This window comes from Zeimonas sediminis, assembly GCF_023721795.1.
Classification (GTDB): domain Bacteria; phylum Pseudomonadota; class Gammaproteobacteria; order Burkholderiales; family Burkholderiaceae_E; genus Zeimonas; species Zeimonas sediminis.
Genome location: NZ_JAMQYE010000001.1, coordinates 568,243 through 593,816 on the forward strand (window position 1 = coordinate 568,243; position 25,574 = coordinate 593,816).

The 25,574-nt window shown below is 68.9% G+C and carries 24 protein-coding genes; 13 read left to right on the forward strand and 11 right to left on the reverse strand.

The window, feature by feature from the left end; all coding sequences use genetic code 11:
* Positions 1 to 53 precede the first annotated feature (53 nt).
* Entirely contained in the window at positions 54 to 545 is a 492-nt protein-coding gene (locus tag M6I34_RS02630) for a hypothetical protein (protein WP_272484160.1), read from the forward strand.
* A gap of 61 nt (positions 546 to 606) precedes the next feature.
* Here the strand turns inward: M6I34_RS02630 and M6I34_RS02635 are convergent, their stop codons facing one another.
* Positions 607 to 1,950, reverse strand: a complete 1,344-nt coding sequence (locus M6I34_RS02635; protein ID WP_272484161.1) for a GIY-YIG nuclease family protein — start codon at positions 1,948 to 1,950, stop codon at positions 607 to 609.
* Positions 1,951 to 2,422: 472 nt separating this feature from the next.
* The gene (locus M6I34_RS18245) at positions 2,423 to 2,773 is read right to left on the reverse strand and encodes an HNH endonuclease (RefSeq protein ID WP_418953427.1); all 351 of its coding nucleotides are present in this window, start codon (positions 2,771 to 2,773) and stop codon (positions 2,423 to 2,425) included.
* 608 nt (positions 2,774 to 3,381) lie between these two features.
* On the opposite strand from M6I34_RS18245, the gene M6I34_RS02640 reads away from it, so the two are divergent.
* The 4 genes from M6I34_RS02640 to M6I34_RS02655 all read left to right on the forward strand — a co-directional run bounded on the left by M6I34_RS02640 (position 3,382) and on the right by M6I34_RS02655 (position 6,941).
* On the forward strand, positions 3,382 to 3,819 hold the full coding sequence (locus tag M6I34_RS02640) for a hypothetical protein (RefSeq protein ID WP_272484162.1): 438 nt from the start codon (positions 3,382 to 3,384) through the stop codon (positions 3,817 to 3,819).
* Between the two features lie 198 nt (positions 3,820 to 4,017).
* Positions 4,018 to 5,724: a flavin-containing monooxygenase gene (locus M6I34_RS02645; protein WP_272484163.1), complete on the forward strand. Its 1,707-nt coding sequence runs from the start codon at positions 4,018 to 4,020 to the stop codon at positions 5,722 to 5,724.
* Complete coding sequence (locus M6I34_RS02650) at positions 5,721 to 6,032, forward strand: putative quinol monooxygenase (RefSeq protein WP_272484164.1); 312 nt, start codon at positions 5,721 to 5,723, stop codon at positions 6,030 to 6,032. Before M6I34_RS02645 ends, M6I34_RS02650 begins: the two co-directional genes overlap by 4 nt.
* Before the next feature lie 3 nt (positions 6,033 to 6,035).
* Complete coding sequence (locus M6I34_RS02655; protein WP_272484165.1) at positions 6,036 to 6,941, forward strand: nitroreductase family protein; 906 nt, start codon at positions 6,036 to 6,038, stop codon at positions 6,939 to 6,941.
* 9 nt (positions 6,942 to 6,950) lie between these two features.
* Here the strand turns inward: M6I34_RS02655 and M6I34_RS02660 are convergent, their stop codons facing one another.
* From M6I34_RS02660 to M6I34_RS02670, 3 genes are read right to left on the reverse strand one after another with little or no spacing between them, the layout of a single operon-like run.
* Positions 6,951 to 7,823, reverse strand: a complete 873-nt coding sequence (locus tag M6I34_RS02660; protein ID WP_272484166.1) for a UbiA family prenyltransferase — start codon at positions 7,821 to 7,823, stop codon at positions 6,951 to 6,953.
* Positions 7,824 to 7,826: 3 nt separating this feature from the next.
* Positions 7,827 to 9,008 carry a metabolite traffic protein EboE gene (gene eboE / locus M6I34_RS02665; protein WP_272484167.1) on the reverse strand — a complete coding sequence of 394 codons (1,182 nt, stop codon included), beginning with the start codon at positions 9,006 to 9,008 and terminating at the stop codon, positions 7,827 to 7,829.
* Entirely contained in the window at positions 9,008 to 10,204 is a 1,197-nt protein-coding gene (locus M6I34_RS02670) for a 3-dehydroquinate synthase (protein WP_272484168.1), read from the reverse strand. Before M6I34_RS02670 ends, eboE begins: the two co-directional genes overlap by 1 nt.
* Before the next feature lie 128 nt (positions 10,205 to 10,332).
* On the opposite strand from M6I34_RS02670, the gene M6I34_RS02675 reads away from it, so the two are divergent.
* Positions 10,333 to 10,695 (forward strand): transmembrane 220 family protein, encoded by a 363-nt coding sequence (locus tag M6I34_RS02675; RefSeq protein WP_272484169.1) that lies wholly within the window; start codon positions 10,333 to 10,335, stop codon positions 10,693 to 10,695.
* Positions 10,696 to 10,732: 37 nt separating this feature from the next.
* Here the strand turns inward: M6I34_RS02675 and M6I34_RS02680 are convergent, their stop codons facing one another.
* The 4 genes from M6I34_RS02680 to M6I34_RS02695 all read right to left on the reverse strand — a co-directional run bounded on the left by M6I34_RS02680 (position 10,733) and on the right by M6I34_RS02695 (position 14,677).
* A complete protein-coding gene (locus M6I34_RS02680) occupies positions 10,733 to 11,095 on the reverse strand; it encodes a c-type cytochrome (RefSeq protein WP_272484170.1) in 363 nt (120 codons plus the stop codon).
* A gap of 152 nt (positions 11,096 to 11,247) precedes the next feature.
* Positions 11,248 to 12,549 carry a PQQ-dependent sugar dehydrogenase gene (locus M6I34_RS02685; RefSeq protein WP_272484171.1) on the reverse strand — a complete coding sequence of 434 codons (1,302 nt, stop codon included), beginning with the start codon at positions 12,547 to 12,549 and terminating at the stop codon, positions 11,248 to 11,250.
* Positions 12,550 to 12,829: 280 nt separating this feature from the next.
* The gene (locus M6I34_RS02690; RefSeq protein ID WP_272484172.1) at positions 12,830 to 13,756 is read right to left on the reverse strand and encodes a TatD family hydrolase; all 927 of its coding nucleotides are present in this window, start codon (positions 13,754 to 13,756) and stop codon (positions 12,830 to 12,832) included.
* Between the two features lie 60 nt (positions 13,757 to 13,816).
* Positions 13,817 to 14,677 carry an EboA domain-containing protein gene (locus M6I34_RS02695; protein ID WP_272484173.1) on the reverse strand — a complete coding sequence of 287 codons (861 nt, stop codon included), beginning with the start codon at positions 14,675 to 14,677 and terminating at the stop codon, positions 13,817 to 13,819.
* Positions 14,678 to 14,845: 168 nt separating this feature from the next.
* On the opposite strand from M6I34_RS02695, the gene M6I34_RS02700 reads away from it, so the two are divergent.
* Positions 14,846 to 16,231: an alkaline phosphatase family protein gene (locus M6I34_RS02700; protein ID WP_272484174.1), complete on the forward strand. Its 1,386-nt coding sequence runs from the start codon at positions 14,846 to 14,848 to the stop codon at positions 16,229 to 16,231.
* Positions 16,232 to 16,272: 41 nt separating this feature from the next.
* Here the strand turns inward: M6I34_RS02700 and M6I34_RS02705 are convergent, their stop codons facing one another.
* Both M6I34_RS02705 and M6I34_RS02710 read right to left on the reverse strand, forming a co-directional pair.
* Positions 16,273 to 16,476 (reverse strand): 4Fe-4S dicluster domain-containing protein, encoded by a 204-nt coding sequence (locus M6I34_RS02705; protein WP_272484175.1) that lies wholly within the window; start codon positions 16,474 to 16,476, stop codon positions 16,273 to 16,275.
* Between the two features lie 98 nt (positions 16,477 to 16,574).
* Complete coding sequence (locus M6I34_RS02710) at positions 16,575 to 17,519, reverse strand: DMT family transporter (protein ID WP_272484176.1); 945 nt, start codon at positions 17,517 to 17,519, stop codon at positions 16,575 to 16,577.
* Between the two features lie 218 nt (positions 17,520 to 17,737).
* Between M6I34_RS02710 and M6I34_RS02715 the strand changes: the two genes are divergently transcribed.
* The 6 genes from M6I34_RS02715 (at position 17,738) to M6I34_RS02740 (ending at position 25,566) form a co-directional block, all read left to right on the forward strand.
* The gene (locus M6I34_RS02715) at positions 17,738 to 18,907 is read left to right on the forward strand and encodes an efflux RND transporter periplasmic adaptor subunit (protein ID WP_272484177.1); all 1,170 of its coding nucleotides are present in this window, start codon (positions 17,738 to 17,740) and stop codon (positions 18,905 to 18,907) included.
* 4 nt (positions 18,908 to 18,911) lie between these two features.
* Positions 18,912 to 22,004: an efflux RND transporter permease subunit gene (locus M6I34_RS02720; RefSeq protein WP_272484178.1), complete on the forward strand. Its 3,093-nt coding sequence runs from the start codon at positions 18,912 to 18,914 to the stop codon at positions 22,002 to 22,004.
* Complete coding sequence (locus M6I34_RS02725; RefSeq protein ID WP_272484179.1) at positions 22,001 to 22,318, forward strand: DUF3240 family protein; 318 nt, start codon at positions 22,001 to 22,003, stop codon at positions 22,316 to 22,318. Before M6I34_RS02720 ends, M6I34_RS02725 begins: the two co-directional genes overlap by 4 nt.
* Positions 22,315 to 23,565: a TolC family protein gene (locus tag M6I34_RS02730; RefSeq protein ID WP_272484180.1), complete on the forward strand. Its 1,251-nt coding sequence runs from the start codon at positions 22,315 to 22,317 to the stop codon at positions 23,563 to 23,565. The genes M6I34_RS02725 and M6I34_RS02730 overlap by 4 nt, the downstream gene beginning before the upstream one ends.
* A 127-nt stretch (positions 23,566 to 23,692) precedes the next feature.
* Positions 23,693 to 24,001: a hypothetical protein gene (locus M6I34_RS02735; protein ID WP_272484181.1), complete on the forward strand. Its 309-nt coding sequence runs from the start codon at positions 23,693 to 23,695 to the stop codon at positions 23,999 to 24,001.
* A gap of 14 nt (positions 24,002 to 24,015) precedes the next feature.
* Positions 24,016 to 25,566: an acetolactate synthase large subunit gene (locus M6I34_RS02740; RefSeq protein ID WP_272484182.1), complete on the forward strand. Its 1,551-nt coding sequence runs from the start codon at positions 24,016 to 24,018 to the stop codon at positions 25,564 to 25,566.
* Positions 25,567 to 25,574 lie beyond the last annotated feature (8 nt).

The following is a 25,574-nucleotide window of genomic DNA, read 5'->3' on the forward strand; positions in this document are numbered from 1 at the left end:
TGGCCTAACCATCGCAGGCAATTTCGCATTGAATAGGCTCAGGAGCCCGTCAGATGGCACTGATTCCCCCGGGGATGGACTTTGTTTCGGAATTGCAGAATCTCCGCCGCGTATACGTTACGGCGACGCCGAGGCAACGGCTACGCATCATCCGTCAACGTCTCGAAGATCACCACTTCGGCCCGAACCGACTCGTCACGTCTGTGTCGGCAGTCGAGGCGCTTGCGCGCACCTTAACGCTGCGCCGAGGGCGGCCGAGCAAGGCGGACATTGAGGCTCGCTATAAACAGGTTCGGAGGACTAATCCTGATGTCTTGGTTGAGCAGTACCTCGCTGCGCATGGCATCGCAGATCCCGCGCGATTTTTCGACGAGGACAATTGGCAGCTTTTCTTGTGGGCAGTGAAGTACCGCAACCTCGTTGTGCACGAGTGCACTTATCTGGGTTTGGACAAGTTTCCAGCCCTCATCGAAGCATGCGAAGCGGTTCTCGAAAGACTTGTGGAGTTTGCCAAAGTACCGGACAGAAACGATGGTTACTGGTAGGGCATCTACCGTCGCCAATTTCAACATTCCGCTGATATGGCGTTAGATACAGAATCCGCAGTCAAAAACGTTTGTGGCGTTGACTCAGCAGATGGTTGATCGACTCTTCAATGCACCTTCCCATGTTCACCACTCTGTTTCGCAGTGACTCGGGCTTGACTCCGAACTCCCGGGCGCAGGCAGCAAATGACGCGAAGTCTTTGCCGAATGCCCGGACCTTCACACCCTGGTAGCGCGAGGTGCCGGGTGCGGGGGCAATGCCTAGCGCCTGCTCGACGCTCCAGCCGTTAGCAACCACTCGGCTATGCACAAGCCCATAGTCCAGACCGTAGTTCGCGGCGGCTGCTTTGAGAGATGGAAACCCCCTCCCGGCAACCTGAACTCGCCTTCGAGCGTGCCTTTCTCTCGGTTCGATCTCGGCAGCCTGCTCCGGCGTCCAACCGAGCCGTCGCAAGCGCAAGCCAAAGACGTTCGTATCAATTCCAAAATACGCGGCGGCGGCGGCCAGAGAACTGAAATGCCGTCCGCCAACGGAGATCGACTTCGATGTGCCGATTGAGCCGCCGGGGCTAGTGTTGTAGCCGTTTCTAAGGGTGTCTCGGCAGGCGATCTCGGCGATCTCTTGGCGCTGCAACTCGCCAAAGTCGCGCGCGTCATTACGAATCAACTCGATGCTGAACGCATCCGCGCCATATCGACGCATTGCGTTGTAGAGCTTTCCCTTTACGCCCATGCTCGCGTTCTTGCGATGGCCCCGCAGGCGAAGCGCGAGTGGCGTCACGGTGATGCCAACGTACTCGCGACCGTTGACTGAGTTCCTGATGACGTAGAGCTTGTACTCCCCCGCCTCGCCGCCGGGCATCTCCTTTCCATCGACGACATCCACCTTCTTCCAGTGACGAGTGCGAGCGCCCCCAACCTGGTTACGAAACCTCGGGGGAGGTTCTTGTCGCTCTACTGCCTGCTCTGGCGTCCAACCTGAGCGAATCCGCTTATAGACGAGCGCACGTCGAAGGCCGTATCGCTCCGCAAGTGACTTGATGTTAGGGAAGCGTTCCCCGGCGCAGCTGACGGCGCCCGTATTCTTTGGAGAGCGAGGACGCTTCGCGATCCCCACCGCTTCATCTGGCGACCAGCCCTTCCGTAAGCGAGCGTGAATCGTTCCGGCCTTCAGCCCGAAACGCGCAGCCGCTTCGGAAACGCTTCGAAAGACTCCTTCGGATGTGCGGACTTCAATTCCGTCATGGTGCGAGGCGGGGGCCAGTTCGAGCCCGAACGCTTGTTCAGCGCTCCAACCGTCGCGCAATCGTCTGGCGGCGGTTTGCGGCGATACGCCAAAGCGCTCGCACGCAGCGGATATCGACGAATAGGTTTCACCGGCAACTGTGATCGCGATGGGTCTCATGGGAGCCAAAAGCTTCGTCCAGCCCACACGCCGAGATTACCTTTCACAAGTCTTGGATGAAAGTGCAGGCCGCGCGTGCTGGAAGCGACGCAACGTCAAACACGCCGCCGGCTGTGCAGGTTGCTTTCCGAAACCGGGTGACTCGGCACTTAGACCCGGCCCGACGGCCGAATCCGCCGGGGATCAACCCGCCGAAGCGGATTAGAACGAACCGCTAATGATGCCGGCCGGGCGGGTGACGCACAGGGCGCCGCGCCGCTCGGCCAGGATGGCGGCCATGTTCTTCACAGAGTAGTCCGATACAACTCGTCAAGGCAAAGGAGCGGGGGGTTTTGACTGTAGACGCGACCGGGGTATGGAGTCGGGCATCATCGGATTCCAACTCTGGCAACTCGTGATGGCAAAAGCCGCACATAGTCTGATCCCTGCCACGGCCAGCGTTTCAGAGTACGCACTCTGGACCCAAGTGGTACTACTCTAGAGTTCGGAAAACGAACAGTCCTGTCAGCCAGCGGCCTCTCTGCATACGCTTACGGACATATTTCTTATAGCTCTCAGGGCAACGCGGATTTTTCGCCTTGTGCCGGGTGCGGTTGCAGAAAAGGCATGCGGCCACGATGTTCGTCCTGTTCGCCGGCCCACCCTCCGACTTGGGCCTCAGGTGTTCAGCCGTGCAGCGCAGAAGATTGGCTTGCGCTTTGGACAGGCCGAAACTTGCTGACAATGTGGTCGCATCGCGCTCCCACATCGGGCACTCGCAGTAGTAGCAGCGGAGCGATTGGCGGCGAGCAGCTTGCTGCCGAAGAGACTGAAGATTCGTCATGACAGAAGACTCCAAGTATTGAAACTGAAGTCCCGCGTGTCATTGCGATCAGCGTCGGGCACTGAGAGATTGCCATCCCAGCGACCAGGCGAAAGTCCGCGCTGGCTCTGCTCTTCCCGAGCAGTAGCGAGAAGTCTAGTCAGACACTAAAGCCGATGTAAAGCCTGAAATGAACGCCAGAGAGGAGTTCTGTGGAATAAGCCTCACCGCCGGACACTTGGCCAAAGTCATGCCGCGGAGGCGGCCGCGTCCGAGTGCGCCTCCGGCCAGATAGGATGTGACAGGAATGTGCCCTGAACTGGCCGATCTGGAATTCGGCAGGCACCGCAAGTTACTGATTTAAAAACCTAAATACTGCGTGCCGCGCCTACGAACCAAGGGGTCGTGGGTTCGAATCCTGCCAGCCGCGCCACTACATCGAAGGGCCTGGAGAGCGATTTCCAGGCCCTTTTTTCTTACCTGCGGTCGTGCAGCTTGTCGCATAGTGCTTCGCCCCGCTCTTGCAGCGTGGCGAGCACCCGAACCTATACTTCTCCTTCTCGGGCGCATCTTGCAGCGCCTTCGCCGGCGCATGCGGCGGCGATCACGACTCCGGGAGGATCGGACCGATGCCCAAGTTCAGGATGCTGGCGCTCTCGCTCTATCTCGTAGGCTGCGCGGCACCGCAGTCCCAGCCTCAGCCGGCGTCCGTTGCGCAGCCGGCCGCGACGCAGAAGCAGGATTCCAGGTCGCTCGTGGCGGCGAGCCCGGTGTGCGGCTCGCCGACCCAGTGCAAGATCATGTGGATCCGGGCGCACGAGGCGCTGGAGCAACTCACGGGAATGCCGGTCAGGACCGTCACCGATGTCGCGCTGAAGACGGAGCCGCCGGCCGGCCCGGGCCTGCTGCAGGGCACGGTCACCAAGAACCCGCTGCCGAACGGTCGGTTCGAACTCCGGGCGAGCTTCGAGTGTTACCGGGGCGACCCCCGGTGCGGTGCGTTGCGCGAACAGGCGACGAACGCCTTCAACAGCATGGTTTCGTCGGCCGCGGCCGACGTCCGGTGAGCCGCCCTGGGCCCCCGGCGAGAGCATCGACGAGCTCGCCGCCCCGCGCCCGCGCGTGGCAACCAGGGATCGGGTCGCGGTGTTCCGGTTACGGCCGCCGCGCGCGGTCGGTCCCGAGCGCAGAGCGCCGAACGGGTCGCGCTGCGGCGCCCGGCCGACTATGATCGATCGGTCTGCAATCGATTCCCCGGGCCCGAGATGAGCGACCGCACCGATACCCAGTCGACAGTCCCCGCCCCCGCGCCGCGACACCTTGACGCGGTGATCGTCGGCGCGGGCTTCTCCGGCATGTACCAGTTGCTGCGCCTGCGCGACCACCTGAAGATGGACGCAGTCGTGCTCGAGGCAGGCGACGGCGTCGGCGGCACCTGGTACTGGAACCGCTATCCGGGCGCGCGCTGCGACTCGGAGAGCCACTCCTACTCCTACTACTTCGACGACGACCTGGTGCGCGACTGGGAGTGGTCGGAGCGCTATCCGGGTCAGGCCGAGATCCTGCGTTACCTGAACCACGTGGCGGACCGCTACCGCCTGCGCCCCGACATCCGCCTGAACACCCGGGTCACGGCCGCCCACTACGACCAGGCGGCCAACCTCTGGCTGGTCGAGACCGACACCGGCGAGCGCTACAGCGCCCGTTTCCTGATCGCGGCGGTCGGCTGCCTGTCCGCGGCGAACATCCCCGACATTCCCGGTCTGTCCAGCTTTGCCGGCCGCTGGTACCACACCGGCGAATGGCCGCACGAGGGGGTGGACTTCACCGGCAAGCGCGTGGGCCAGATCGGCACCGGTTCCACCGGCATCCAGTGCGCGCCGGTCATCGCGGCCTCGGCCGCGCACCTGACCGTCTTCCAGCGCACTGCGAACTACAGCATCCCGGCGCGCAACGAGCCGCTCACCGAGGAATTCAAGCAGTACGTGCGCGAGCACGTCGACGAGATCAGGCAGGTGATGCAGGCCACGACGAACGGCCATCCGTTCATGGTCGCAGACCGCGCGGCGCGCGAGACCTCGCCCGAGGAGCGCCAGGCGATCTACGAGGCGGCCTGGGAGAAAGGCGGACTGCGCTTTCGCGCGACCTTCAAGGACCTGCTCGTGGACCAGGCGGCCAACGACACCGCTGCCGAGTTCATCAAGGCGAAGATCCGCCAGGTGGTCAAGGACCCGGTCAAGGCCGCGATCCTGTCGGACATCGACCATCCGTTCGCCGCCAAGCGCCCGCCTATCGACACCGACTACTTCGAGACCTTCAATCGCGACAACGTGTCGCTGGTCGATCTGCGGGCCACGCCGATCGTCGAGATCGTCCCGGAAGGCATCCGGACCACCGACGCAACCTACCCGCTGGACATCATCGTGTTCGCGACCGGCTTCGACGCGATGACCGGCGCGCTGCTGAAGATCGCGATCGAAGGCCGCGACGGTCTCACGCTGCAGCAGGCCTGGAAGGCCGGGCCGCGCAACTACCTGGGCCTGCAGGTGCCGGGCTTCCCGAACTTCTTCACCGTGACCGGCCCCGGCAGCCCGTCGGTGCTGTGCAACCTGCCGGTAGCGATCGAGCAGCACGTCGACTGGATCACCGACTGCATCGCCCGGATGCGCGAGCGGGGCCTCTCCCGGGTCGAGGCGACCGACGAGGCGGCCGAGCAATGGCAGCGGAAGGTGCAGGCGGCGGCCGACGCCACGCTGCTCGCCAACGTCAGCCATTCCTGGTACCTCGGCGCCAACGTGCCGGGCAAGCCCCGGATCTTCATGCCCTACGCCGGCGGCATGGCTCGCTACCGCGGTATCTGCGACGAGGTGGCTGCGCAGGACTACCCGGGCTTCGTGTTCGACGGCCGGCCGTTCCGGGCGGCGCCTGCGCGCGAGAGAAGCCCTTCACTTCCCGACTGGAGCACATCTTGATCCACGTTCTCGCCATCATCACCGCCAAGCCCGGCCAGCGCGACGCGGTGCTCGAAGCCTTCCGCGCCAATCGCCCGAACGTGCTCGCCGAAGACGGCTGCATCGAGTACGACGCTGCCGTCGACGCCACGCCGCCGCTCGGCTTCCAGGCCAGCTTCGGGCCCGACAGCTTCGTGGTCATCGAGAAGTGGCGCGACCTCGACGCGCTGGGCGCCCACGCGCGCGCCCCGCACATGGCGGCCTATGCGGCGAAGACGAAGGACATGGTCGCGAGCCGCGCGATCCACGTGCTCACGCCGGCGGCCTGACCGATGGACCGCGCAGAGAACTCCGCCGCGCTGCGGGCCGCGACGGTCGGCCAGCGCCGCGCCGCCGATGCGCCGCGGACCGCGGATGCTCCGAACACTTTTGCTGACGCGCTGTCGGCGCGCTACGGCCATCCGGTCGAGCCGGGCAGCCTGCCGATCGGTCCGGTCGTCGAGGCGATGCTGCAGCATCGATCGGTGCGCGCCTACCTCGACCGCCCGCTTCCGGCTGGCACCCTCGAGCTGCTGGTGGCGGCGGCGCAGTCCGCGGCAAGCTCGTCGAACCTGCAGGCCTGGAGCGTGGTCGCGGTCGAGGACCCGGATCGCAAGGCGCGGCTGTCGCGGCTCGCGAACGACCAGGCGCACATCCGCGATTGCCCGCTGTTCCTGGTCTGGATCGCCGACCTCTCGCGCCTCGATCGCAACGCGCAGGCGCTCGGCGAAACCGCCGCTGCCAACCGCTATCTCGAGATGTTCCTGGTCGCGGCGATCGACGCCGCGCTGGCCGCGCAGAACGCGGCGCTGGCTGCCGAGTCGATGGGCCTGGGCACCGTCTACATCGGCGCGATGCGCAACCGCCCCGAGGAGGTCGCGGCCGAGCTCGGCCTGCCGCCCGACGCGGTGGCGGTGTTCGGCTTGTGCGTCGGCTACGCCGACCCGGCGAAGCTCTCGGGCGTAAAGCCGCGGCTGCCGCAGTCGGTGGTGCTGCACCGCGAGCGCTACCGCACCGAGGGCGAGCGCGAGGCGGTCGCCGGCTACGATGCCGCGATGCGCGCGTTCCAGGCCGCCCAGAAAATGAGCGATCTGGACTGGTCCCGGAGGTCGGCCGCGCGGGTCGCGGGGCCGCAGAGCCTGTCCGGTCGCGACCGGCTTCGCGAGGCGCTGTCGGCGCTCGGCTTCGGCCTGGCCTGAACCCTTCGCTCAGGTTCCCGAGATGTAGCGCTGCAGGAACAGCGTGACGCCGAAGCCCGCCAGCGCCAGGACCGCCAGCGCCGGCGCGCCCGCGGCGGCGATCAGCATCGCATCGAGCAGCGAGATGCCCGCGATCAGGCTGATCACCGCGCGCGGAATGTCGCCCGGCCGGCGGCGGCGCAGGAACCAGAGCGCGACCAGCATCCACGCCACCAGCGCGAGCAGGAAAGGCGCGACCGCCGGAGACTGCGCCGAGACCCAGGCGCCGTAGGCGACCGGGGCAGCGAGGAAGAGCAGCGGCCACAGGTTGCGCACCTCGCCGAGGTTCTCCTGCTTGGCCACGTAGGTGAGGCCGATCAGGTAGCAGAGCAGCAGCGCGGCGCCCAGCCAGAGCGCGCCGGGCAGAGACAGCGCGACGCAGAAGCCCGCGCCCACGTAGACCAGCACCCGGCACAGCCCCATCAGCAGCGGGCTGAGCGGGTTGCCCTTGTGCCAGGCGTCGTACAGGGTGATCGCCGCCGCGAGACCGAGGCCGGCGAGCACCGGGGCCGCGCCGGTCGCAGGCTCGAAACCGTTGCCCGCCCAGGCAAGCAGCAGCAAGCCGACGAGCATCTGGCCGTAACCCGCCACGAACACCGCAGCGCGCGAAACTTCGCCCGAGGGGATCGGCCGCTCGGGCCTGTGGCGCGCGTCGTACTCGGCGTCGAAGGCGTCGTTCAGGAACATTCCGCCCACGTAGAACAGGGAGAACGCGAGCAGCATCACGAGCATGCGCGGGCCGAAGCTCGCGGCACCCGCCAGCACCGCGCCGGCCAGTGTGTTGGTCCAGACGGTGGGCAGGTTCGACACCCTGCCCAGGGCGAGCACTGTCTTCAGTTTCATCGTTCAGCCGATCCGCTCTTTCACCCAGTCGAGCTCGCGCGCGATCGCGGTCGCCAGCGGCACGTTCCGGTAGGCCTCGGGCAGGACGTCCCAGGTGTAGGTCTCGACCTCGAGGTGCTGGCTGACCTGCTCTCGCGCGTGAAGCGCGAGCAGCTCGGCAAGGAAGGCCTGTGTCGTGCCGAAGCCGACCATCTCGGGCAGGAACACCGGCACGTGGAAGTGCACCCGCCACTCGGCGCCGTAGCCGGACTCCCGCACGGCAAGCGCCTCGGGCAGGTCCGCGAAGCGCCGAAGCGCGCCGTCGCGGCGCTCGACGACCTGGTGGAGGTAGGTCGGCTCGTCGAACTCCGCGAGCCGCGCGGCGCTCGCCTCGTCGAGGCAGGCAACGCGCAAGGCAGAGCTCAGCTGCGCCTTGGCGATCCGGATGCCGCTCGCGCGCAGCGCGGCGATGCTGGCCGCCGCGTCCTCGAACTCGACCGCGGCATGGCAGACGTCGTAGCACACGCCGACGTGACGGCGCATCGCCTCCGCCGCCCGCGCCGGCGTCAGGCCGGCGATCGCGGCCAGCCGCGCGATTGCCTGGGGGGCGTACAGCCGTTTCTCGAAGAACTCGACGGTCTCGGCGATCGTCTCGAGGAAGCAGAAAGGCTCGGGCTCCAGCGCAAGGCAGATCGACTTGCCGGTTTCGCGCTCGAGCGCCACCAGGTGGGCGACGTGCGCGATCAGGTTGTCCACGATCCGATCCAGCCGGCCCGCCGCCCAGGGCTTGAAGGTGCACGGAACCGTGCTCAGGCTGCCCGTCATGCCTTCGGGCAGCAGCTGCGCAAGCAGCGAGGCAAGCCGGTTCGTGTATTCGAGCCGGAGCGGATCGCTCCAGTCGGGGCGATAGGCGCCCTCCTTCACGGTCGCGCCATGGAAGGTGCCGTACGGGAAGCCGTTGACCGTGAACACGTAGAAGCCGCCGTCGTCGAGCAGGCCCTTCAGGGCCTCGAGACGGGCAGGATCCGCGAGCGCCTCGGTGGCCTGCGCGCCGAGGCGCAGGCCGACCCCCATCGGCGCGTCGCCCGCCACCTGCCTGCGCACCTCGGGCAAATGGGTCGCCAGGCCGGCCATCACCTGGTCGATCGACTCTCCGGCGTGGATGTTCGTGCAGTAGGTCAGGTGCGCATCGCCGGCGATCCGCATCAGGCCTCCAGGCGCTTCTGCAGCCAGTGGAGCGCTTCCTTCATGCGCTCGGTGTCGATCTCGTGGACCTCGACGCCGGTGCCGATGTCGCCGAGCAGCGTGATCGTCAGCTCGCCGCCGAGGTGCTCCTGGAACTCTCGCAGCCCCGCCAGGATGGTCAGCTCGCCGTCGGGCTCGGTGCGCAGCATGCCGGGGTGCCAGAGGTCGAAGCCGAGGAACTCCAGCAGCGCGCAGATGCGGTCCTCCTGGCCCGGCTCGAGCAGGCCGCTCAGCACCGAGTAGCGGGCGTCGAGCGCCATGCCGATCGCGACCGCCTCGCCGTGGCGGACGTGGTGCCGGGTGATGCTCTCGAGCTTGTGCGCCGACCAGTGGCCGTAGTCGAGCGGCCGGGCGCTGCCGGTCTCGAAGGGGTCGCCGCCGTGGGCGATCTGCCGCATGTGCAACTCGGCGCAGCGCCGGATCATCGTGGCCATCGCGCCGCGCTCGAAGGTGGCGAGGTTCTCGGAGTTCTGCTCGAGCCACCTGAAGAAGCTCGCGTCACGGATCAGCGCGACCTTCACCGCCTCGGCCATGCCGGCGATCTTGTCGCGGTCCGGCAGGCTCAGCGCGAAATCGATGTCGTTGAGCACGGCGAAGGGCGGCGCGAAGCTGCCGACGAAGTTCTTAACGCCGTGGAGGTTCACGCCGTTCTTGACGCCCACCCCCGAATCGTTCTGCGCCAGCACCGTGGTGGGGATGCGGATGTGCCTCACGCCCCGGTGCGTGGTGGCGGCCACCAGGCCGACCGCGTCGAGCACCGCGCCGCCACCGATCGCCACCACGTAGGAGTGGCGGTCGATGTGAAAGTCGAACAGCGACTGCTGGATCGACTCGATGAAGTGCAGGTCGGCCTTGATCTTCTCGCCGCCGGGCACCAGCACCGGTTTGCAGACGAGTTCGAGGTTCGCCGCGTGATGGTCCGCGTAGGCTTGGACCTGGTCGACGAGCTCGGGGCGCGAGGCCGCCAGGCCGTCGTCGACGAACACGATCAGGCGGTGCCGCCGCGCCGGCTCGAGCCTCGCCACCGCGTCGCGCAGGGCCGGGTTTTCCGGGGCGAAAAGGTTCTCGGTGAACACCACCGGGAACTCGAACGGCACGGCGAACCGCTGCCACACGGTCTGTTGCCCGACCTCGGAACTCGTAAGCGGGATGGTCATCTCGGCCGCCCTTTCATTCCGGCCGCGAAGCGACCGGTCTCTGTCGACATTGTGTACCAACGGTCATGGATAGAAAATGTCTGGACGGCCGGCTCGATCGGCCGATTCAACCGGAGACATCTTTCGCCATGCGCTACCTGAATATCCTGCTGGGACTCCTGATGCTCGCCTTCGTCGCGGTCCAGTACAACGACCCCGACGGGCCCTTGTGGATGGCGATCTACGCGGTGCCGATGATCTGGGCCTTCCTCGCCGCCTTCCGGCTGCCGCTGTTGCGCACGCCCCTCGGCAGCCGCCTGCTGCAACTAAGCCTGCTGGCCGGCATCGCCGCGACCCTGTACTACTGGCCGCAGATGCCGGGCTTCTGGCACAAGGAAGTCTGGTGGAACGAGGAAACCGCGCGCGAGGGCATGGGCGTGATGCTCTTGCTGCTCACCTTGCTGGTCGCCTGGCTCACCTCGCGTCGCCGCTCGTCCGCGCCGGCAGCCTGATCGCCAGGTGGCGCGGCGCAAGCCGCGCCTGGCGAGGTCAGGGCGAGAACTCGTGGCTCTTGATGTAGGCTGCGACGGCCATCCGCTGCTGCTGCGAGAAGACGTCCTTCCAGGCCGGCATCTTCCGGAAACCGTAGGTCGTGCGGTCGTAGATGAAGTCGGCATCCATCCGGCCGGGGACCAGCTTGGGCGCCTTGCCGGGATAGGCACTGGCGCCATGGCAGTGACGGCACTGCTGCTGCCACACCTGCTTGCCCATCTCTATGTTGGCCGGATCCTCCAGGAAGGCCTTGGTGAATTCCGGCGGCTTCTCCTCGCCCGGCTTGTCGCTGGCATGGATGCCGGTCGACAGGCAGAGCATGGCTGCCGCGATTGCCGCGCTGACCTTGCCTTTCGTCATCGTTCGCTCTTTCATGAACCTCGTGAACCCCTTCTGAGTCGGCGCCCCGGCCCCCCGGGGGCTGCGCCGACCAGATCGAATGCTCCAGAAACCAGAAAGGGCGCCACGGGCGACTGCCCGTGGCGCCCTTGCCCTTGCCGCTCAGGCGACGATCACTGCGCCGGAACGATCTTGTAGATCGTGTCCAGCGAGCCGTTCGGACCCGTGGTGACCGAGGTCAGCGCGTAGACCTCGCCATTGGCGTCCTGCGCGAAGGCCAGGATGTAGGGCAGCTTGCCCGACATGCCCACGACTTCGGCGACTTCCATCGTCCACTTGCCGTCCGCGCCCTTCGAGCCGATGAAGATCTGGCCGTCCATCTCGGCGAAGGACTTGCTCCAGTCGCCGAAGATGTACTTGCCCTTCCAGGCAGCGTGCGATCCCTGGTAGACGTAGCCGCCGGTGACCGAGATGCCCATGCAGCCGTCGGGCTTGGCGGTGCAGTTCTTGTACTCCAGGATCGGCAGGGTCAGGCCGTTCTTGTCGCAGCTGGCCGGATGGTTGTCGGGCTTCGTGTAGTCGAAGCAGTGCGTGGCCTCCATGCGGCGCCAGCCCATGTTCTGCCCCTTGCCCACGATGCTGACTTCCTCGTAGCTGTTCTGCTGCACGTCGCCGCAGAAGAGCGCACCGCTACCGGTGTCGAAGGAGCAGCGCCACGGGTTGCGCAGGCCGTAGGCCCAGATCTCCGGCAGCGAGTTGCGGTCCTTGACGAACGGGTTGTCGTCGGGAATGCCGTAGGGCTTGTCGCCGGTGCGCTTGTCCACGTCGATCCGCAGGATCTTGCCCAGCATCGTGGTCCGGTCCTGGCCGTTGCCGTCGGTCACGTTGTGGCCGATGCCCCAGTCGTTCGCGTAGCCGCCGTCACCGGTGGAGATGTAGAGCATCCCGTCGGGACCGAAGCCGATCCAGTGGCCGTTGTGGTTGAACTGCGGCCAGGGGATCGAGGTGATCCGGCGCGCGGTGCTCGGATCGGCCATGTTCGGGTCGCTCTTGGAAACCGTGTACTCCTCGACCACGTTGCTGTGGTCGTACCAGAGCATCTGGCCGAGATCCTGCTGGAAGTCCAGGTGCGCGCTGTACGCCACGTAGAACTTGCCGTTCTCCTTGAACTTCGGGTGGAAGGCGATGCCGAGCAGGCCCCGCTCGTCGAAGTCGTGGTGCTGCTTGACGATCTTGCTGCGCACGTCCAGGAACGGCACCGGAAGCATCTTGCCGTTCTCGACCACCCGCACCCGGCCGAACTGCTCGATGACGAACATCCGGTTGTCACCCGGGGGCTGGACCATGGCCAGCGGCGTGTTGACTTTCGTGACGACCGGCTCGAGCTTGATCTTCGGGCCTGCCATCGCGGCGCCGCTGCCGAACGCGATGCCCAGCGCAGCGACCAGCGCGGCTCCCAGTTTGATGGGACTCATTGCTCCTCCTGATTATTGATTCGCCGGAAAGGATCCGGCGTTCGTGTTCCGGCGCAACGACGAGCCCGATCAGAGAAAGGGATCTTCCGCACCGGCCGGGCCTGCGCTGACCACCCCCCCGTCAGGCAGAACCCGTGAATTCAGTATAGATCAGTTGACTTCGCTCAAACAACGCAAATCGGAGGTTTGCAGAACGCGATCGCGCGGCCCGTCGAGCGTGTCAGCGAGCGCGCCTGGACGCCAGGCGTCGCCGCCCCGCGACAAGGCGCGCCCTGCCCGTTCACTTGATGATCAGGTCGTCCATCGAGCGGCGGTTCGCGAGCTTCTCGACACGCGGCTCGCGGCCGCCGCGCAGGATCGAGTTGCCCTCGTAGAGCGCGCGCTGGTCGATGTCGACCGGGTTCAGCCAGTCGGCTTCCTTCATCTGCCCGCTCTGGCCGTAGGCGTCGAGCGCGTTCTGGTAGCAGGCCAGCCGGACCTGTTCTTCCGGGATCCCGCGCTGCAGCGCCAGGCGGGCGGTCTTGGCGACTCCGAGCGGCTCCGAGATCCCCCAGTCGCAGGCCGAGTCGACGATGATCTGCCGGGCGCCGTACTGGCGCAGGATCTCGACCATCCGCTCGTTGCCCATCTTGGTGCTCGGGTAGATCGAGAAGGCGGCCCAGAAGCCGCGATCGAGGCACTCGCGAACGGTTTCCTCGTTGTTGTGGTCGATCACCACCTTGGCCGGGTCGAGGCCGTGCTCGATGCACACGTCCATCGAGCGCGAAGTGCCGCGCTTCTTGTCCCGGTGCGGCGTGTGGATCATGACCGGAAGGTCGAGCTCCTTCGCCAGGTCGAGCTGCAGCCGGAAGTACTTGTCCTCGAGCGCGGTCTGCTCGTCGTAGCCGATCTCGCCGATCGCAACCACCCCTTCCTTCAGCGCGAAGCGCGGGATCAGCTCCATCACGCCCTCGGCCAGCGCCTCGTTGTTGGCCTCCTTGGAATTCAGGCCGATCGTGCAGTAGTGGCGGATGCCGAACTGCCCGGCACGGAAGCGCTCGAAGCCCACCAGCGTGGACAGGTAGTCGAGGTAGGACCCGACGTTGGTGCGCGGCTGGCCCAGCCAGAAGGCCGGCTCGATGACCGCGACGACGCCGGCCGCGGCCATGGCCTCGTAGTCGTCGGTGGTGCGCGACACCATGTGCGCGTGGGGATCGATGAACATCATCTGTCGTCTCCTGGATCTTTCAGTCTCTTGATCTTTCTTTCTCGAAAGGGGCCACGGGCCTCAGGCGCAGCGCGCGGACAGGGCTTCCCAGTTCAGCTCGCCGCGGGCGATCGCGTCGCGCAGCTCGGGAACCCGGTCGAGCACCGCCGCCGCGGCGGGATCCGGGCTGGCAGCCAGCCCGAGCGCCGCGGCCTGCCTGAAGCAGTCGCCGTCGTCGAGCGCCCTGGCCAGGTCGTCGATCATCGACCCCCTGGCAAAGGGGCCTACGCAACGCCAGATCTCCCACGGGACCGGCCGGCCGGCAGCCCGCCGCTCGTGGGAGAAGTCGATCATGATCCGGGCCAGCTCGTCGTTGGCGCGCTCGTCGAGGCCGACGATCGGCGACAGCCTGCTGCCCACGAAGAGCGCCTTCAGCACCATGTGGGTCCAGCGATGCGCATCGAAGTGCTGCCGCGCGTAGGGATTGCCGTGGGCGATCGCCTCGAACACCGCCTGCACGTTGCCCCGCAGCCCCTCGCCCACCTGGCGCTCGAGCGCGTCCGAGTTCGGGTACACGGGCAGGCCGCGATAGAGCGCGATCGACTCGGCCACGTCGGCGGTCTGGCACAGGTCGCGGAAGCGCTCGGCGAAGCCTTCGGCGGGCAGCGAGGCCAGCAGCAGCACGCGCGCCGCGTCGGCGACGCTCCAGCCTGCGAGGGACCAGCCGGGCACCTGCCCGGCCAGCCGGGCGAGCGCCTCGGCGTCGGGCGCGAGGGGGGCCTTGCCGAGACGGCGCGGGGCCATGCCGAGGGCCACGTGCAGCGACTTGTCGGAGGGCGAGGCGGTCATTGCCGCGAGCTGCTCGTCGAGCCAGCGTTTCTGCGCCTCGTCGAGGCGCGCGCGAAGGCAGTCGCGCAGGATGCTCCGGACCGGCTCGTTCATCTGTCTCCCCACTCTCGGATCGGTTCCGGCCGCCCGGAAACCGGTTGCCGAGGGCCGTTTTCGCGGGATATTGCCAACGGTCGGACGCCCTAGCAAATGGTATTACACTCGCCCGGTTCGCAATCCGCCCGCCCGGCTCCCGGGCATGCTCCCGAGCGTCCCGATCCGATGAAACCGTGCCTGGTCATTCTCGCCGTCGGCCTGTCGCCGGCCCTGGTCGGCGAGCACACTCCGAACCTCAAGCGCCTGGCCGCACGCGGCGGACAGCGGCCGCTGGACACGGTGGTGCCCGCGGTCACGTGCACCGTGCAGTCGACGCTGGTCACCGGGCTGATGCCCTCGGGCCATGGAGCGGTGGCGAACGGCTGGTATTTCCGCGACCTCAGCGAGATCTGGCTGTGGCGGCAGTCGAACCGGCTGGTCGCCGGCGAGAAGGTCTGGGAGGCGGGCAAGCGGCGCGACCCGTCCTTCACCTGCGCGAAGATGTTCTGGTGGTACAACATGTACTCCAGCGCCGACTGGAGCGCGACGCCGCGGCCGATGTACCCGGCCGACGGCCGCAAGATCCCGGATCACTACGCGCAACCCTACGAACTGCACGACGAGCTCGACGCGAAGCTCGGCCAGTTCCCGCTGTTCAAGTTCTGGGGGCCGATGACCGACATCTCGTCGACCGCCTGGATCGCCGACGCGACGCTGCACGTGATGCAGACGCGCAGCCCGACGCTGACGCTCACCTACCTGCCGCACCTCGACTACAACCTGCAGCGCCTCGGGCCGGACCTCGCCCATCCGCGCGTGCAGGCCGACCTGCGCGAACTCGATGCGGAGTGCGGCAAGCTGATCGACTTCGCGGACGCCACCGGCCGCGACGTGATCGTGGTGTCGGAATACGGCATCACGCCGGTGTCCGACGCGATCCACATCAACCGGGCGCTGCGCGAGGCGGGCCTGATCCGGGTGCGCCCCGAGGAGTTCGGCCGCGAGATCCTCGATCCGGGCGCCAGCGTTGCCTTCGCGCTGGCCGATCACCAGATCGCGCACGTCTACGTGAACGACCCTTCGCGGATCGACGAGGTGCGCGCGATCGTCGAGCGCCTCGACGGCGTCGAGGCGGTCCTCGACGAGGCCGGCAAGCGCGCCGCCGGGCTCGACCACGAGCGCTCGGGAGAGCTGGTCGCGATCTCGCGGGCGGACCGCTGGTTCAGCTACTACTACTGGCTCGACGACCGGCTGGCGCCCGACTTCGCGCGCACCGTGGACATCCACCGCAAGCCCGGCTACGACCCGGTCGAGCTGTTCGTCGATCCGGAACTGCGCTTTCCGATGGTCGCCACCGCCTGGCGGCTCGCCAAGCGCAAGCTCGGCATGCGCGCGCTGATGGACGTGATTTCGCTGAAGGACGTCGGGCTGGTCAAGGGCTCGCACGGCCGCATCACCGACGATCCGGCGCACGGGCCCGTCGTGATCAGCTCGCGGGGCGAGCTGCTGCCTGCCGGCAACGTGGCGGCCACCGACTTCAAGCGGCTGGTGCTCGAGCACGTGTTCGGCTGAGCCGAGCCTCGGGGCCGAACCGCGGTTCGACGAGCCCCGCCTCAGTCCGCGCGCTGAAGCGAGATCGCCCCCTCGGGGCAGGCCTTCACGCACAAGCCGCAGGCCTGGCAGGCGTCGGGCCTGGCCACCCGGGCCTGCCTGCCGCCGTGAGCCCAGGCCTTCAGGCGCCCCCTCAGCGATAGCGCCGCCCGGTCCTCGGGCGAGATCGGGGCGATGTCGAAGACGTCGCAGGGACACACGCTCACGCAGGCCGCCTTGGCTTCGCAGCGGTTGCGATCGATGCGCGGGACGAACTTCCCGGGTGGGCCCGCACAGGCGGCATTCGACATCGGCTTCTCCGGGTTCAGGCGGTGCCGCCCAGGCGCGGCCTCGCGGGGATTGCCGCCGGGCGGCGCAGCAGGTAAACGCCGGCCAGCAGCAGGACGGCGATCCCCGTCCAGCCGACCGGATCGGGCGCCTCGTTCCAGACGATCCAGCCGAGCGCCAGGGCGATCAGCAGCGCACTGTAGCGGAACGGAGCGACCGCGGACAGGTTTCCGGTTCGCGTGCTGCGGATCATCAGGTAGTAGCCGCCGGCGAGGAACACCGAGGCGCCCGCCAGCAAGCCGAACTCGAACAGACCGAAGGGCTCCCAACCCTGCACCGCTGTCGCGCCGCCGGCCAGCAGGGTCACCGCGGTCGCGGTCGAGAGCGTGACCGTGATCGACGCGACCGACTGCGGAATGCCGCGCGTGACCAGATCGCGCAGCGCGTGCAGCAGGGCCCCGAGCAGGCAAAGCAGCGCGAACTCGTTGAACCCGTCGGTCGCCGGCCTGACCAGCAGCAGCACGCCGGCGAACCCCGCCGCGATCGCCAGCCACTGGCCGAGCCCCACCCGCTCCCGCAGCAGGACGATGGCCAGCAGCGTGATGAACAGCGGCGAGGCCATGTTGATCGCGATCGCGTTGCCGATCGGCATCCGGAACAGCGACAGCAGGTAGGCGAAGGTGGCCAGCGCGTCCAGCGTGGAGCGCAGCGCCACCCGTCCGCGTCCGAGGTCGCCGATGCGTATCGAGGCGCCGCTTGCCCTCGCCACCAGCAGGATCCAGGCGACCGCCATCAGGCCGCGCACGAAGATCAGCTGCGCGGCCGGCATCGTCTGGCTCGCGTACTTCACCAGAGCGTCGTTGAACACGAAACAGGCCATCGCGCCGACCATCAGGCCGATGCCCAGCCGGCTGGCGCGCAACAGTTCGAGCTCGCCGTCGGCAGCCGCGGGGCGGAAGGGGTCGCTGGAAACGATGGACATGGCGGCAGTCTATTGAAGCCGCGCGCCACGCCCGTCCTTTTCGGCGTCTTTTCGAAAGCGTTCGTCCAAAGGCTGTCGTGTCGACCGCGGGCTGCCGGGAACCCCGGCGCAGCCCGCCCGAGCGCGCCGCGAGGCCGGCGGGCCTGCCATTGCCAGATTCTTGAGCCCGGTCAGGACGTGCAGGCGGCCTTCGGCCCATCGTTCAGCTTCGATTCACGATGGCCGCCGCAAGCTTCGGTCCGGTCAAGCCACGCCCCGACACGATGCCCAAACGCCTTGCCCCCTCCCTCCCCGTGCTGCGCGCGACCCTGCTGCTCGCGGCGATTCTTTCGCTGTTCGGCGCGCCGTCGCTGCATGCCGCCGACGCCTCGGCGCCCGCTCCTTCCCTGAAGGTCTCGGAATTCTCCGCGGCCGGCATCGAGACGGTCGCCCTGCGCCCGGCCGAGGGCGCCTGGCTGGCCCATCTGCCCGCTCGCGTGACGATCCCGAATGCCCAGCTGCGCCTGGTGGCCGCCCCGGTCAGCGGCCTGGTCACCGCCGTTCTCGTCGGCGTCGGAGACCCGGTCGAGGTCGGCCAACACCTCGCGATCCTGATGAGCGCCGAGGTGATCGGCCTGCAGCGCGATCTCGCCCAGGCAAGCGCGGAGCGGGAGCGGGCGGCACGGGCCCTGGCGCGCGACGAAGCCCTGCTTGCCGAGGGGCTGATCCCGGCGTCCCGCGCGGAATCGAGCCGCGCGGCCGACCGGCAGGCGGCGGCGCAGCTGGCGGAGCGGCGCGACCTGCTCAGGTTGGCCGGGGCGAAGCCCGGAGCCGGCGGCGAGATCGTGCTGAAGTCGCCGATCGACGGCGTGCTGCTGTCCCAGGACGTGCGCGCAGGCGAGCGCGTCGAGCCGGCGACCGCGCTCTTCCGCATCGGCCGGCTCGCGCCGCTGGCGCTCGAGATCGACCTCCCGGTGCGCTTCGCCGGCATGCTCGCGCCCGGCCAGGCGGTCCGGATTCCCGCGACCGGCGCGCAAGGCAAGGTGGTCGCGATCGGACACTCGGTGGGCGCGGGCCAGACGATCGTCGTGCGCGGGCTGCTGGAATCGCGGCTCGATGGGCTGGACCCCGGCCAGCAGGTCGAGGCCGAGGTCGCGATCGCAGTGCCGCAGGCCGGTCGGCCCCTGTGGCGCGTTCCCGCCTCCGCCGTGACGAGGCCCGGCCGGGCCGATTCGGCGCCGATCGTCTTCGTCCGGCGCGGCGACGCGTACGTGACGGTGCCGATCGAACCGATCTCCGAGTCCGGCGGCGACTTCGTCGTGAGGGGCGAGCTGGCCGAGGGCGAGCCGGTCGTCGCGCGGGGGGCGAGCCAGCTCAAGGCCGCGCTCGGCGCAAGCCGGGCCGAGTGAGCCGATGCTGTCCAGAATCGTCGAGTTCGCGCTCACCCAACGCCTGCTGATGCTGGTGCTGACCGCCCTGCTGGTGGGAGCCGGCATCGTTGCGATGCGCTCGCTGCCGATCGATGCCTTCCCCGACGTGTCGACCACGCAGGTCAAGATCATCGTGAAGGCGCCCGGGATGACGCCCGAGGAAGTCGAGAGCCGGATCACGGTGCCGATCGAGCAGGAGATGCTCGGCATCCCTTCGCAGCGCCTGCTGCGGGCGGTCTCCAAGTACGGGATCACCGACATCACGATCGACTTCGACGACGGCACCGACATCTACTGGGCCCGCCAGCAGGTCGCCGAGCGATTCGCCAGCGCGATGGACCTGTTGCCCGCGCAGGCGAGCGGCGGGCTGGCGCCGATCACCACGCCGCTGGGCGAGATGTACATGTTCACGATCGAGGGACCGCTGTCGCTCGAGGAAAAGCGCACCTTGCTCGAACGGGTGATCCGCCCGCAGCTGCGAACGATCGCCGGCGTGGCGGACGTCAACATCCTGGGCGGCCACTCGCGGGCCTACGAGATCGTTCCGAACCCGCAGCTGCTCGCCGCGCGCGGCATCGGCCTCGATCAGCTGCGCGAAGCGGTCGAGCGCAACAACCGCAACGACGGCGCCGGCCGGCTCGCCGACGGCGAGGAAGCGCTGATCGTGCGGGCAGAGGGCGCGGTTCGCAACGTGGAAGACCTTGCGGCGATCGTCGTCGAACAGCGCAACGGCGCGCCGGTGCGTGTCGGCGACGTCGCCGAGGTGCGCATCGGCAGCCTTACGCGCAACGGCGCGGTCAGCCGAGACGGCCGCGGCGAGGCGGTCCAGGGGCTGGTGCTCGGGCTTCGGGGCGCCAACGCCCAGGCGGTGATCGAAGGCGTGAAGGCACGCCTGGCGGCGATCGCACCCGGCCTGCCCGCCGGGGTCACGATCGAGACCTTCTACGACCGCTCGTCGCTGGTGGAGCGGGCGGTCGGCACCGTGTCGCGGTCGCTGCTCGAAGCGATCGTGCTGGTGATGGCGCTGCTGCTGGCCTTCCTGGGCAACCTGCGGGCGGCGCTCGTCGTCGCGCTGACCCTGCCGCTCGCGGCGCTCGGCACGTTCGTGCTGATGCGCTACACCGGGCTGTCGGCGAACCTGATGAGCCTGGGCGGCCTCGCGATCGCGATCGGCCTGCTCGTCGACGCCTCGGTCGTGGTGGTGGAGAACGTGGAGACCCGGCTGTCCGAGGGCGGCGCGACCGCCCCGACGTCGAAGCTTCACCTGGTCTACCGTGCCGTTCGCGAGGTGGCCGTGCCGGTCACCTCCGGCGTGTGCATCATCGTGATCGTCTTCGTGCCGCTGCTGACCCTGCAGGGCCTCGAGGGCAAGCTCTTCATCCCGGTGGCGCTGTCGATCGTCTACGCGCTGTCGGTGTCGCTGCTGCTCGCGCTGACCGTGATACCGGTGCTCGCCTCGCTGCTGCTGCGACAGGGCGCCGCGCACGAGCCGTGGCTGGTGCGCAAGCTCGACGCAGCCTACCGCCCTGCCCTCGGCTGGGCGATGGCGCACGGCCGCAGCGTCGTGCTCGCCGCGTTCGCGCTCCTGCTCCTGGCGGGCGGCGCCTACGCCATGGTCGGCAAGAGCTTCATGCCGACGATGGACGAGGGCGACATCATCATGCAGCTGGAGAAGCTGCCCTCGATCAGCCTGGAGCAGACGCTCGACGTGGACACGCGGATCCAGCGCGCGATCCTGGAGCGCGTGCCGGAGGTTAGGAGCATCGTCGCTCGCTCGGGCTCCGACGAGCTGGGCCTGGACCCGATGGGGCTGAACCAGACCGACACTTTCCTGGTGCTGGCGCCCATCGAGACCTGGCGTCGCCCGGACAAGGGCTGGCTCGCCGACCAGTTGCGCGCGGTGGCGGCCGACTTCCCCGGCGTCGAGGCGACGTTCACCCAGCCGATCGAGATGCGGGTGTCGGAGATGCTCACCGGCGTCCGCGGCGACGTCGCGATCAAGGTCTTCGGCAACGACCTGGCCAGGCTGGGAGAGCTCGCGAGCCGGATCGAGCGGCTGCTCGCCGGGATCGAGGGCGCCGAGGACGTGTTCACTGCCAAGAACGAGGGCATGCAGTACCTGCAGGTCGTCATCGACAGGCTCGCGGCCGGCAGGCTCGGCCTGTCGGTCGACGAGATCCAGGCCTCGCTGCGCTCGGTGATCGAGGGACAGGTGGCCGGCTCGGTGGTGGAGTCCGGCCGTCGGGTGCCGATCCTGATACGCGCCGACGAGGATTTTCGCGCCAGCCTCGCGCGCTTCTCCGACCTGCGGCTACCGATCCCCGGCGCGGGCGCGGTCCCGCTGTCGGCAGTGGCGCACCTCGAGCGGGTCGACGGCCCGGTGAAGATCGACCGGGAGAACGGCGCGCGCTACGTCACGATCCAGGCGAACGTGCGCGGTCGCGACCTCGTCGGCTTCGTCGAGCAGGCGCAGGCCCGGGTGGCGTCGGAGATCGCCCTTCCCGCGGGCTACGGGCTGGAGTGGAGCGGCCAGTTCGAGAACCAGCAGCGCGCCGCGGCCAGGCTGGCGATCGTGGTGCCGATCGCCCTGCTGCTGATCTTCCTGCTGCTCTTCTCGACGTTCGGCTCGGTGCGACAGGCTGTGCTGGTCCTGGCGAACGTGCCCTTCGCGCTGGTCGGGGGAGTCTTCGGCCTGCTGCTGGCGGGCGAGTACCTGTCGGTGCCGGCCTCGGTCGGCTTCATCGCGCTGCTCGGCATCGCGGTGCTGAACGGCGTGGTTCTGGTCACCTACTTCAACCAGTTGCTCGACAAGGGCATGACGATCACGGAGGCGGTCGTGGAAGGGGCCAGGCGGCGGCTGAGACCGGTCATGATGACCGCCTCGATCGCGGCTTTCGGCCTGGTTCCGCTGTTGTTCGCCAGCGGTCCGGGCTCCGAGATCCAGCGCCCGCTGGCCGTCGTCGTGATCGGCGGCCTGGTCAGCTCGACCCTGCTCACGCTTCTGCTGCTGCCTATCCTGTTTCGCCGCTTCGGCCTGGACCGCCGCCCGGCAGCGACCGAAGGAGCCCGAGCATGACACCCACTCGTCCCGACACGATGCTCACGCTGGTGGCGCCGGCAGCGCTGGAGGAAGCCCTGGTCGACCTGCTCCTGGGCATGCCCGAGCTGGCGGGCGGTTTCACCAGCGTGCCTGCCGACGGCCATGGCGTGCGCGTCCCCCTGGTGGGCGCCGACGAGAACGTGCGAGGCCGAGGGAGACGGATCCGGATCGAGATCGCGCTCTCCGCCGTCGCCCGCGACACGCTGCTCGAGGCGATCCGGCAGGCGATGCCCGGCGCGCCGGTGCACTACTGGTCGGTGCCCCTTCTCGACTCCGGGAGCCTGCAATGAAGCTCCGACGTCTCGTCGCCGCGCTCGCGCTGCTCTCGCCCCTGCTCGCGCAAGGAGCCGACGCGCCGGTGTATCCGGCCGAGCTGCCCCCGGCCGAACGCGTTCGTCAGGCCCTGACCGAGGCGCCAGACGTGCGGGCGGCGGCTTCGCTGCTGGACGCGGGCCTGGCGACGCGCCGCCAGCTGATCGCCGGGCCGCAGGAATGGTCGGCGCGGGTCGACCATGCGAGGCGGCGCGCGTCCGAGGGCGGCGAGACCGAACGCACGACCGACTGGGAGCTGGGGCTCGAACGGCCGCTGCGGTCGCGAGCCAAGGCGGGGCTCGATCGGCAGGTGGGCGAGACCGTCGTCACGGAGGCGGAACTGGCGCTGGCCGACGCCCGCCACGAGCTGGGCCGGGAACTGCTGGGGCTGTGGTACGACTGGATCCGCGCGTCGGCGGTCGCAGGCCTGCTCCGGGAGCAGGCCGCGATCGCGACGCGAGAGGCCTCGGTCGTCGAGCGGCGCGTCGGACTGGGCGACGCCTCGGCCCTCGACCTGAGCCGGGCCCGTGCGTCGGCGGGCGAGGCCGAGGCGGCGGCACGCGCAGCCGCATCGCGAGCCGACGGTGCCCGCATCGTGCTGGCAAGACGCTTCCCCGGTCTGGCCGACCTCGAGGCTCCCCGGGCGCCGACGCCAGCCGAGCTGCCGGCCGATCTCGAGCGGCTCGGGCGGCTTGCGGTCGACGAGGACCATGGCCTGCTGCTGGCCCGCGCGGCCGCCGCGCGCGGCGCGGCCGAGAGCCGGCGCGTGGCGGCGGAGCGGCGCCCCGATCCGACCGTGGGCGTGCGTGTGGCCCGCGAGCGAAGCGGCGCCGACACCGTGGTCGGACTTTACCTGTCGATTCCGCTCGCCGGCGAGTCGCGCCGGGCCGCGGCCGATGCGAGCCTCGCGACCGCCGCCGGGCTGGAGCGCCGGAGCGAGGCCGTGCAGCGGCGTCTCCAGGCCGAGGTCGGCGCGCTGGTCCGCTCGATCCAGGCAAGCCGGGAACGGTGGCTCGCGAGCGAAGGGGTCGCCGAAATGCAGGCCGGCGTGGCGGCGCGGCTGGAGCGCGCGCACGCGCTCGGCGAGGCGGGTCTCGGCGAGGTGCTGCTCGCCCGGCGGCAGGCGAGCCAGGCGGCGGTCGCAAGCCTCGAGGCGAGGGTCGACGCGCTCGAGCGCCTCGCCCGCCTGCTGCTCGATGCCCACCTGATCTGGGACTACGACTGACGCGCGCCGGCGCTCGCCGCGCCGGGGGCTGCGCATTCCGGCACGCCCTGCCCTCGCCCGTCCGTCAACCCCGGTCTAGAATCGGGCGCAGATCCATCCGACACCCGGTTCGCGCCGGGTCATCGCCGTGAACGAAACGAATCGCCCCGATACCGACCCGAAGAACATCGACCTCGACGAGGTCGGCCGACTGGTCGACGCCCTCGAGCAAGACCTGGCCAAGGCGCGCAAGGACTCCAGCCGCGTCGAGGCGCTGCGCGCCGAGGTCGAGCAGCTGCGCGCGGCGCTCGGCGCGCCGTCGACCGAGGGCGAGGAGCTTCACCGCGGCCTGCACGGCCTGCGCGACACCATGCACAAGCTCGGCGACGAGCTGGTCGCCGACGCGTTCGAGGGCAGCCGCTACATCGCCCAGATCGGCCGAATCCTGGGCATGTGAGCGGAGAGTCCCGAATGAACGGCGCCGAATCGCTGGTCCGCACCCTGCTCGCCTCGCAGGTCGAGGTCTGCTTCACCAACCCCGGCACCTCGGAGATGCACTTCGTGGCCGCGCTCGACACGGTGCCCGGCATGCGCTGCGTGCTGGGCCTGTTCGAGGGCGTGGTCACCGGCGCCGCCGACGGCTATGCCCGGATGGCCGACAAGCCGGCGGCCACCTTGCTGCACCTCGGCCCGGGCCTGGCCAACGGCCTGGCCAACCTGCACAACGCCCGCAAGGCGCGCAGCCCGGTGGTCAACATCGTCGGCGAGCACGCGATCCATCATCGCGGCTACGAGACGCCGCTGGCCAGCGACCTGGAAGGCTTTGCCCGGCCCGTGTCGCACTGGTTCCGCATGTCCCCCGATTCGCGATCTGTGGCCGGCGACGCCGCCGAGGCGGTCCACCAGGCGCGCACCGGCGCCGGCAAGATCGCGACGCTGGCGCTGCCCGCCGACACAGCCTGGAACGAGGCCGACGGCCCGGCCGCCCCGCTGGCCCCCCCGCCGCTGGGCAAGGCCGATCCGGCCGCGATCGCCCAGGCGGTCGCCGCGATCCGTTCGGGCAAGCGGGTCACGCTGATGATGTCCGGCCGGGCGCTGCGCGAGCCCTGCCTCGGCATCGCCGCCCGGATCGCCGCCGCCACCGGCGTGCGCCTGCTGTCCCAGCAGTCGAACGCCCGGGTGGAGCGGGGGCGGGGCCGGGTCGTGGTGCCGCGCGTGCCCTATCCGGTGGACCAGGCGCTCGCCGCGCTGGCCGACATCGACGTGCTGCTGCTGCTCGGCGCCAATCCGCCGGCATCCTTCTTCGCCTACCCGGGCAAGCCGTCGATGATGACGCCGGCAGGCTGCGAGACGATCCGGGTGGCCGGCGCCGACGACGACCTCGAGCACGCGTTGCGCTGGCTGCTAGACGAGCTTGGCGCGGGCGCCACCGCGCCGCTCGCCAACGACGCGATCTGCATGACGCCGGCCGCCGCGGGCAGGCTCACCGCCGAGGCGGTCATGCAGTCGGTGGCCGCGATGCTGCCCGAGCAGGCCATCCTGTGCGACGAATCGGTGTCCTCGGGGCGCGCCCTGTTCCGCTACACCGACGGCTCGGCGCCGCACGACTACCTGCAGCTGACCGGCGGCGCGATCGGCGAGGGGCTTCCGATGGCCACCGGCGCCGCCATTGCCTGCCCCGATCGCAAGGTGATCAGCCTGGAAGGCGACGGCAGCGGCATGTACACGCTGCAGGCGCTCTGGACTCAGGCGCGCGAGCGGCTCGACGTGGTCACCGTCGTGCTGGCCAACCGCGGCTACCGGATCCTGCAAGGCGAGCTCAAGGGTGTCGGCGTCGAGAATCCCGGCGAGCGCGCCAAGCGGATGCTCGCGATCGAGGATCCCGAGCTCGACTGGGTGGCGCTGGCCAGGGGCATGGGCGTCGAGGCGGCAGCCGCGGACACGGCCGAAGGCTTCAACGATCTGCTCACGGCGGCGCTGAAACGCCGCGGCCCCTTCCTGATCGAAGCGCGGCTGCCCTGAGCGACGGC

What these genes read in the sequence shown, in the direction of transcription:
- M6I34_RS02710 (WP_272484176.1), bottom strand. Translation starts at nt 17,519, where the DNA reads ATGTCCATCGTTTCCAGCGACCCCTTCCGCCCCGCGGCTGCCGACGGC.
- M6I34_RS02645 (WP_272484163.1), top strand. Translation starts at nt 4,018, where the DNA reads ATGAGCGACCGCACCGATACCCAGTCGACAGTCCCCGCCCCCGCGCCG.
- M6I34_RS02720 (WP_272484178.1), top strand. Translation starts at nt 18,912, where the DNA reads ATGCTGTCCAGAATCGTCGAGTTCGCGCTCACCCAACGCCTGCTGATG.
- M6I34_RS02685 (WP_272484171.1), bottom strand. Translation starts at nt 12,549, where the DNA reads ATGAGTCCCATCAAACTGGGAGCCGCGCTGGTCGCTGCGCTGGGCATC.
- M6I34_RS02690 (WP_272484172.1), bottom strand. Translation starts at nt 13,756, where the DNA reads ATGATGTTCATCGATCCCCACGCGCACATGGTGTCGCGCACCACCGAC.
- M6I34_RS02715 (WP_272484177.1), top strand. Translation starts at nt 17,738, where the DNA reads ATGGCCGCCGCAAGCTTCGGTCCGGTCAAGCCACGCCCCGACACGATG.
- M6I34_RS02725 (WP_272484179.1), top strand. Translation starts at nt 22,001, where the DNA reads ATGACACCCACTCGTCCCGACACGATGCTCACGCTGGTGGCGCCGGCA.
- M6I34_RS02655 (WP_272484165.1), top strand. Translation starts at nt 6,036, where the DNA reads ATGGACCGCGCAGAGAACTCCGCCGCGCTGCGGGCCGCGACGGTCGGC.
- M6I34_RS02675 (WP_272484169.1), top strand. Translation starts at nt 10,333, where the DNA reads ATGCGCTACCTGAATATCCTGCTGGGACTCCTGATGCTCGCCTTCGTC.
- M6I34_RS02730 (WP_272484180.1), top strand. Translation starts at nt 22,315, where the DNA reads ATGAAGCTCCGACGTCTCGTCGCCGCGCTCGCGCTGCTCTCGCCCCTG.
- M6I34_RS02630 (WP_272484160.1), top strand. Translation starts at nt 54, where the DNA reads ATGGCACTGATTCCCCCGGGGATGGACTTTGTTTCGGAATTGCAGAAT.
- M6I34_RS02700 (WP_272484174.1), top strand. Translation starts at nt 14,846, where the DNA reads ATGAAACCGTGCCTGGTCATTCTCGCCGTCGGCCTGTCGCCGGCCCTG.
- M6I34_RS02670 (WP_272484168.1), bottom strand. Translation starts at nt 10,204, where the DNA reads ATGACCATCCCGCTTACGAGTTCCGAGGTCGGGCAACAGACCGTGTGG.
- M6I34_RS02695 (WP_272484173.1), bottom strand. Translation starts at nt 14,677, where the DNA reads ATGAACGAGCCGGTCCGGAGCATCCTGCGCGACTGCCTTCGCGCGCGC.
- M6I34_RS02660 (WP_272484166.1), bottom strand. Translation starts at nt 7,823, where the DNA reads ATGAAACTGAAGACAGTGCTCGCCCTGGGCAGGGTGTCGAACCTGCCC.
- eboE (WP_272484167.1), bottom strand. Translation starts at nt 9,008, where the DNA reads ATGCGGATCGCCGGCGATGCGCACCTGACCTACTGCACGAACATCCAC.
- M6I34_RS02740 (WP_272484182.1), top strand. Translation starts at nt 24,016, where the DNA reads ATGAACGGCGCCGAATCGCTGGTCCGCACCCTGCTCGCCTCGCAGGTC.
- M6I34_RS02635 (WP_272484161.1), bottom strand. Translation starts at nt 1,950, where the DNA reads ATGAGACCCATCGCGATCACAGTTGCCGGTGAAACCTATTCGTCGATA.
- M6I34_RS18245 (WP_418953427.1), bottom strand. Translation starts at nt 2,773, where the DNA reads ATGACGAATCTTCAGTCTCTTCGGCAGCAAGCTGCTCGCCGCCAATCG.
- M6I34_RS02680 (WP_272484170.1), bottom strand. Translation starts at nt 11,095, where the DNA reads ATGACGAAAGGCAAGGTCAGCGCGGCAATCGCGGCAGCCATGCTCTGC.
- M6I34_RS02640 (WP_272484162.1), top strand. Translation starts at nt 3,382, where the DNA reads ATGCCCAAGTTCAGGATGCTGGCGCTCTCGCTCTATCTCGTAGGCTGC.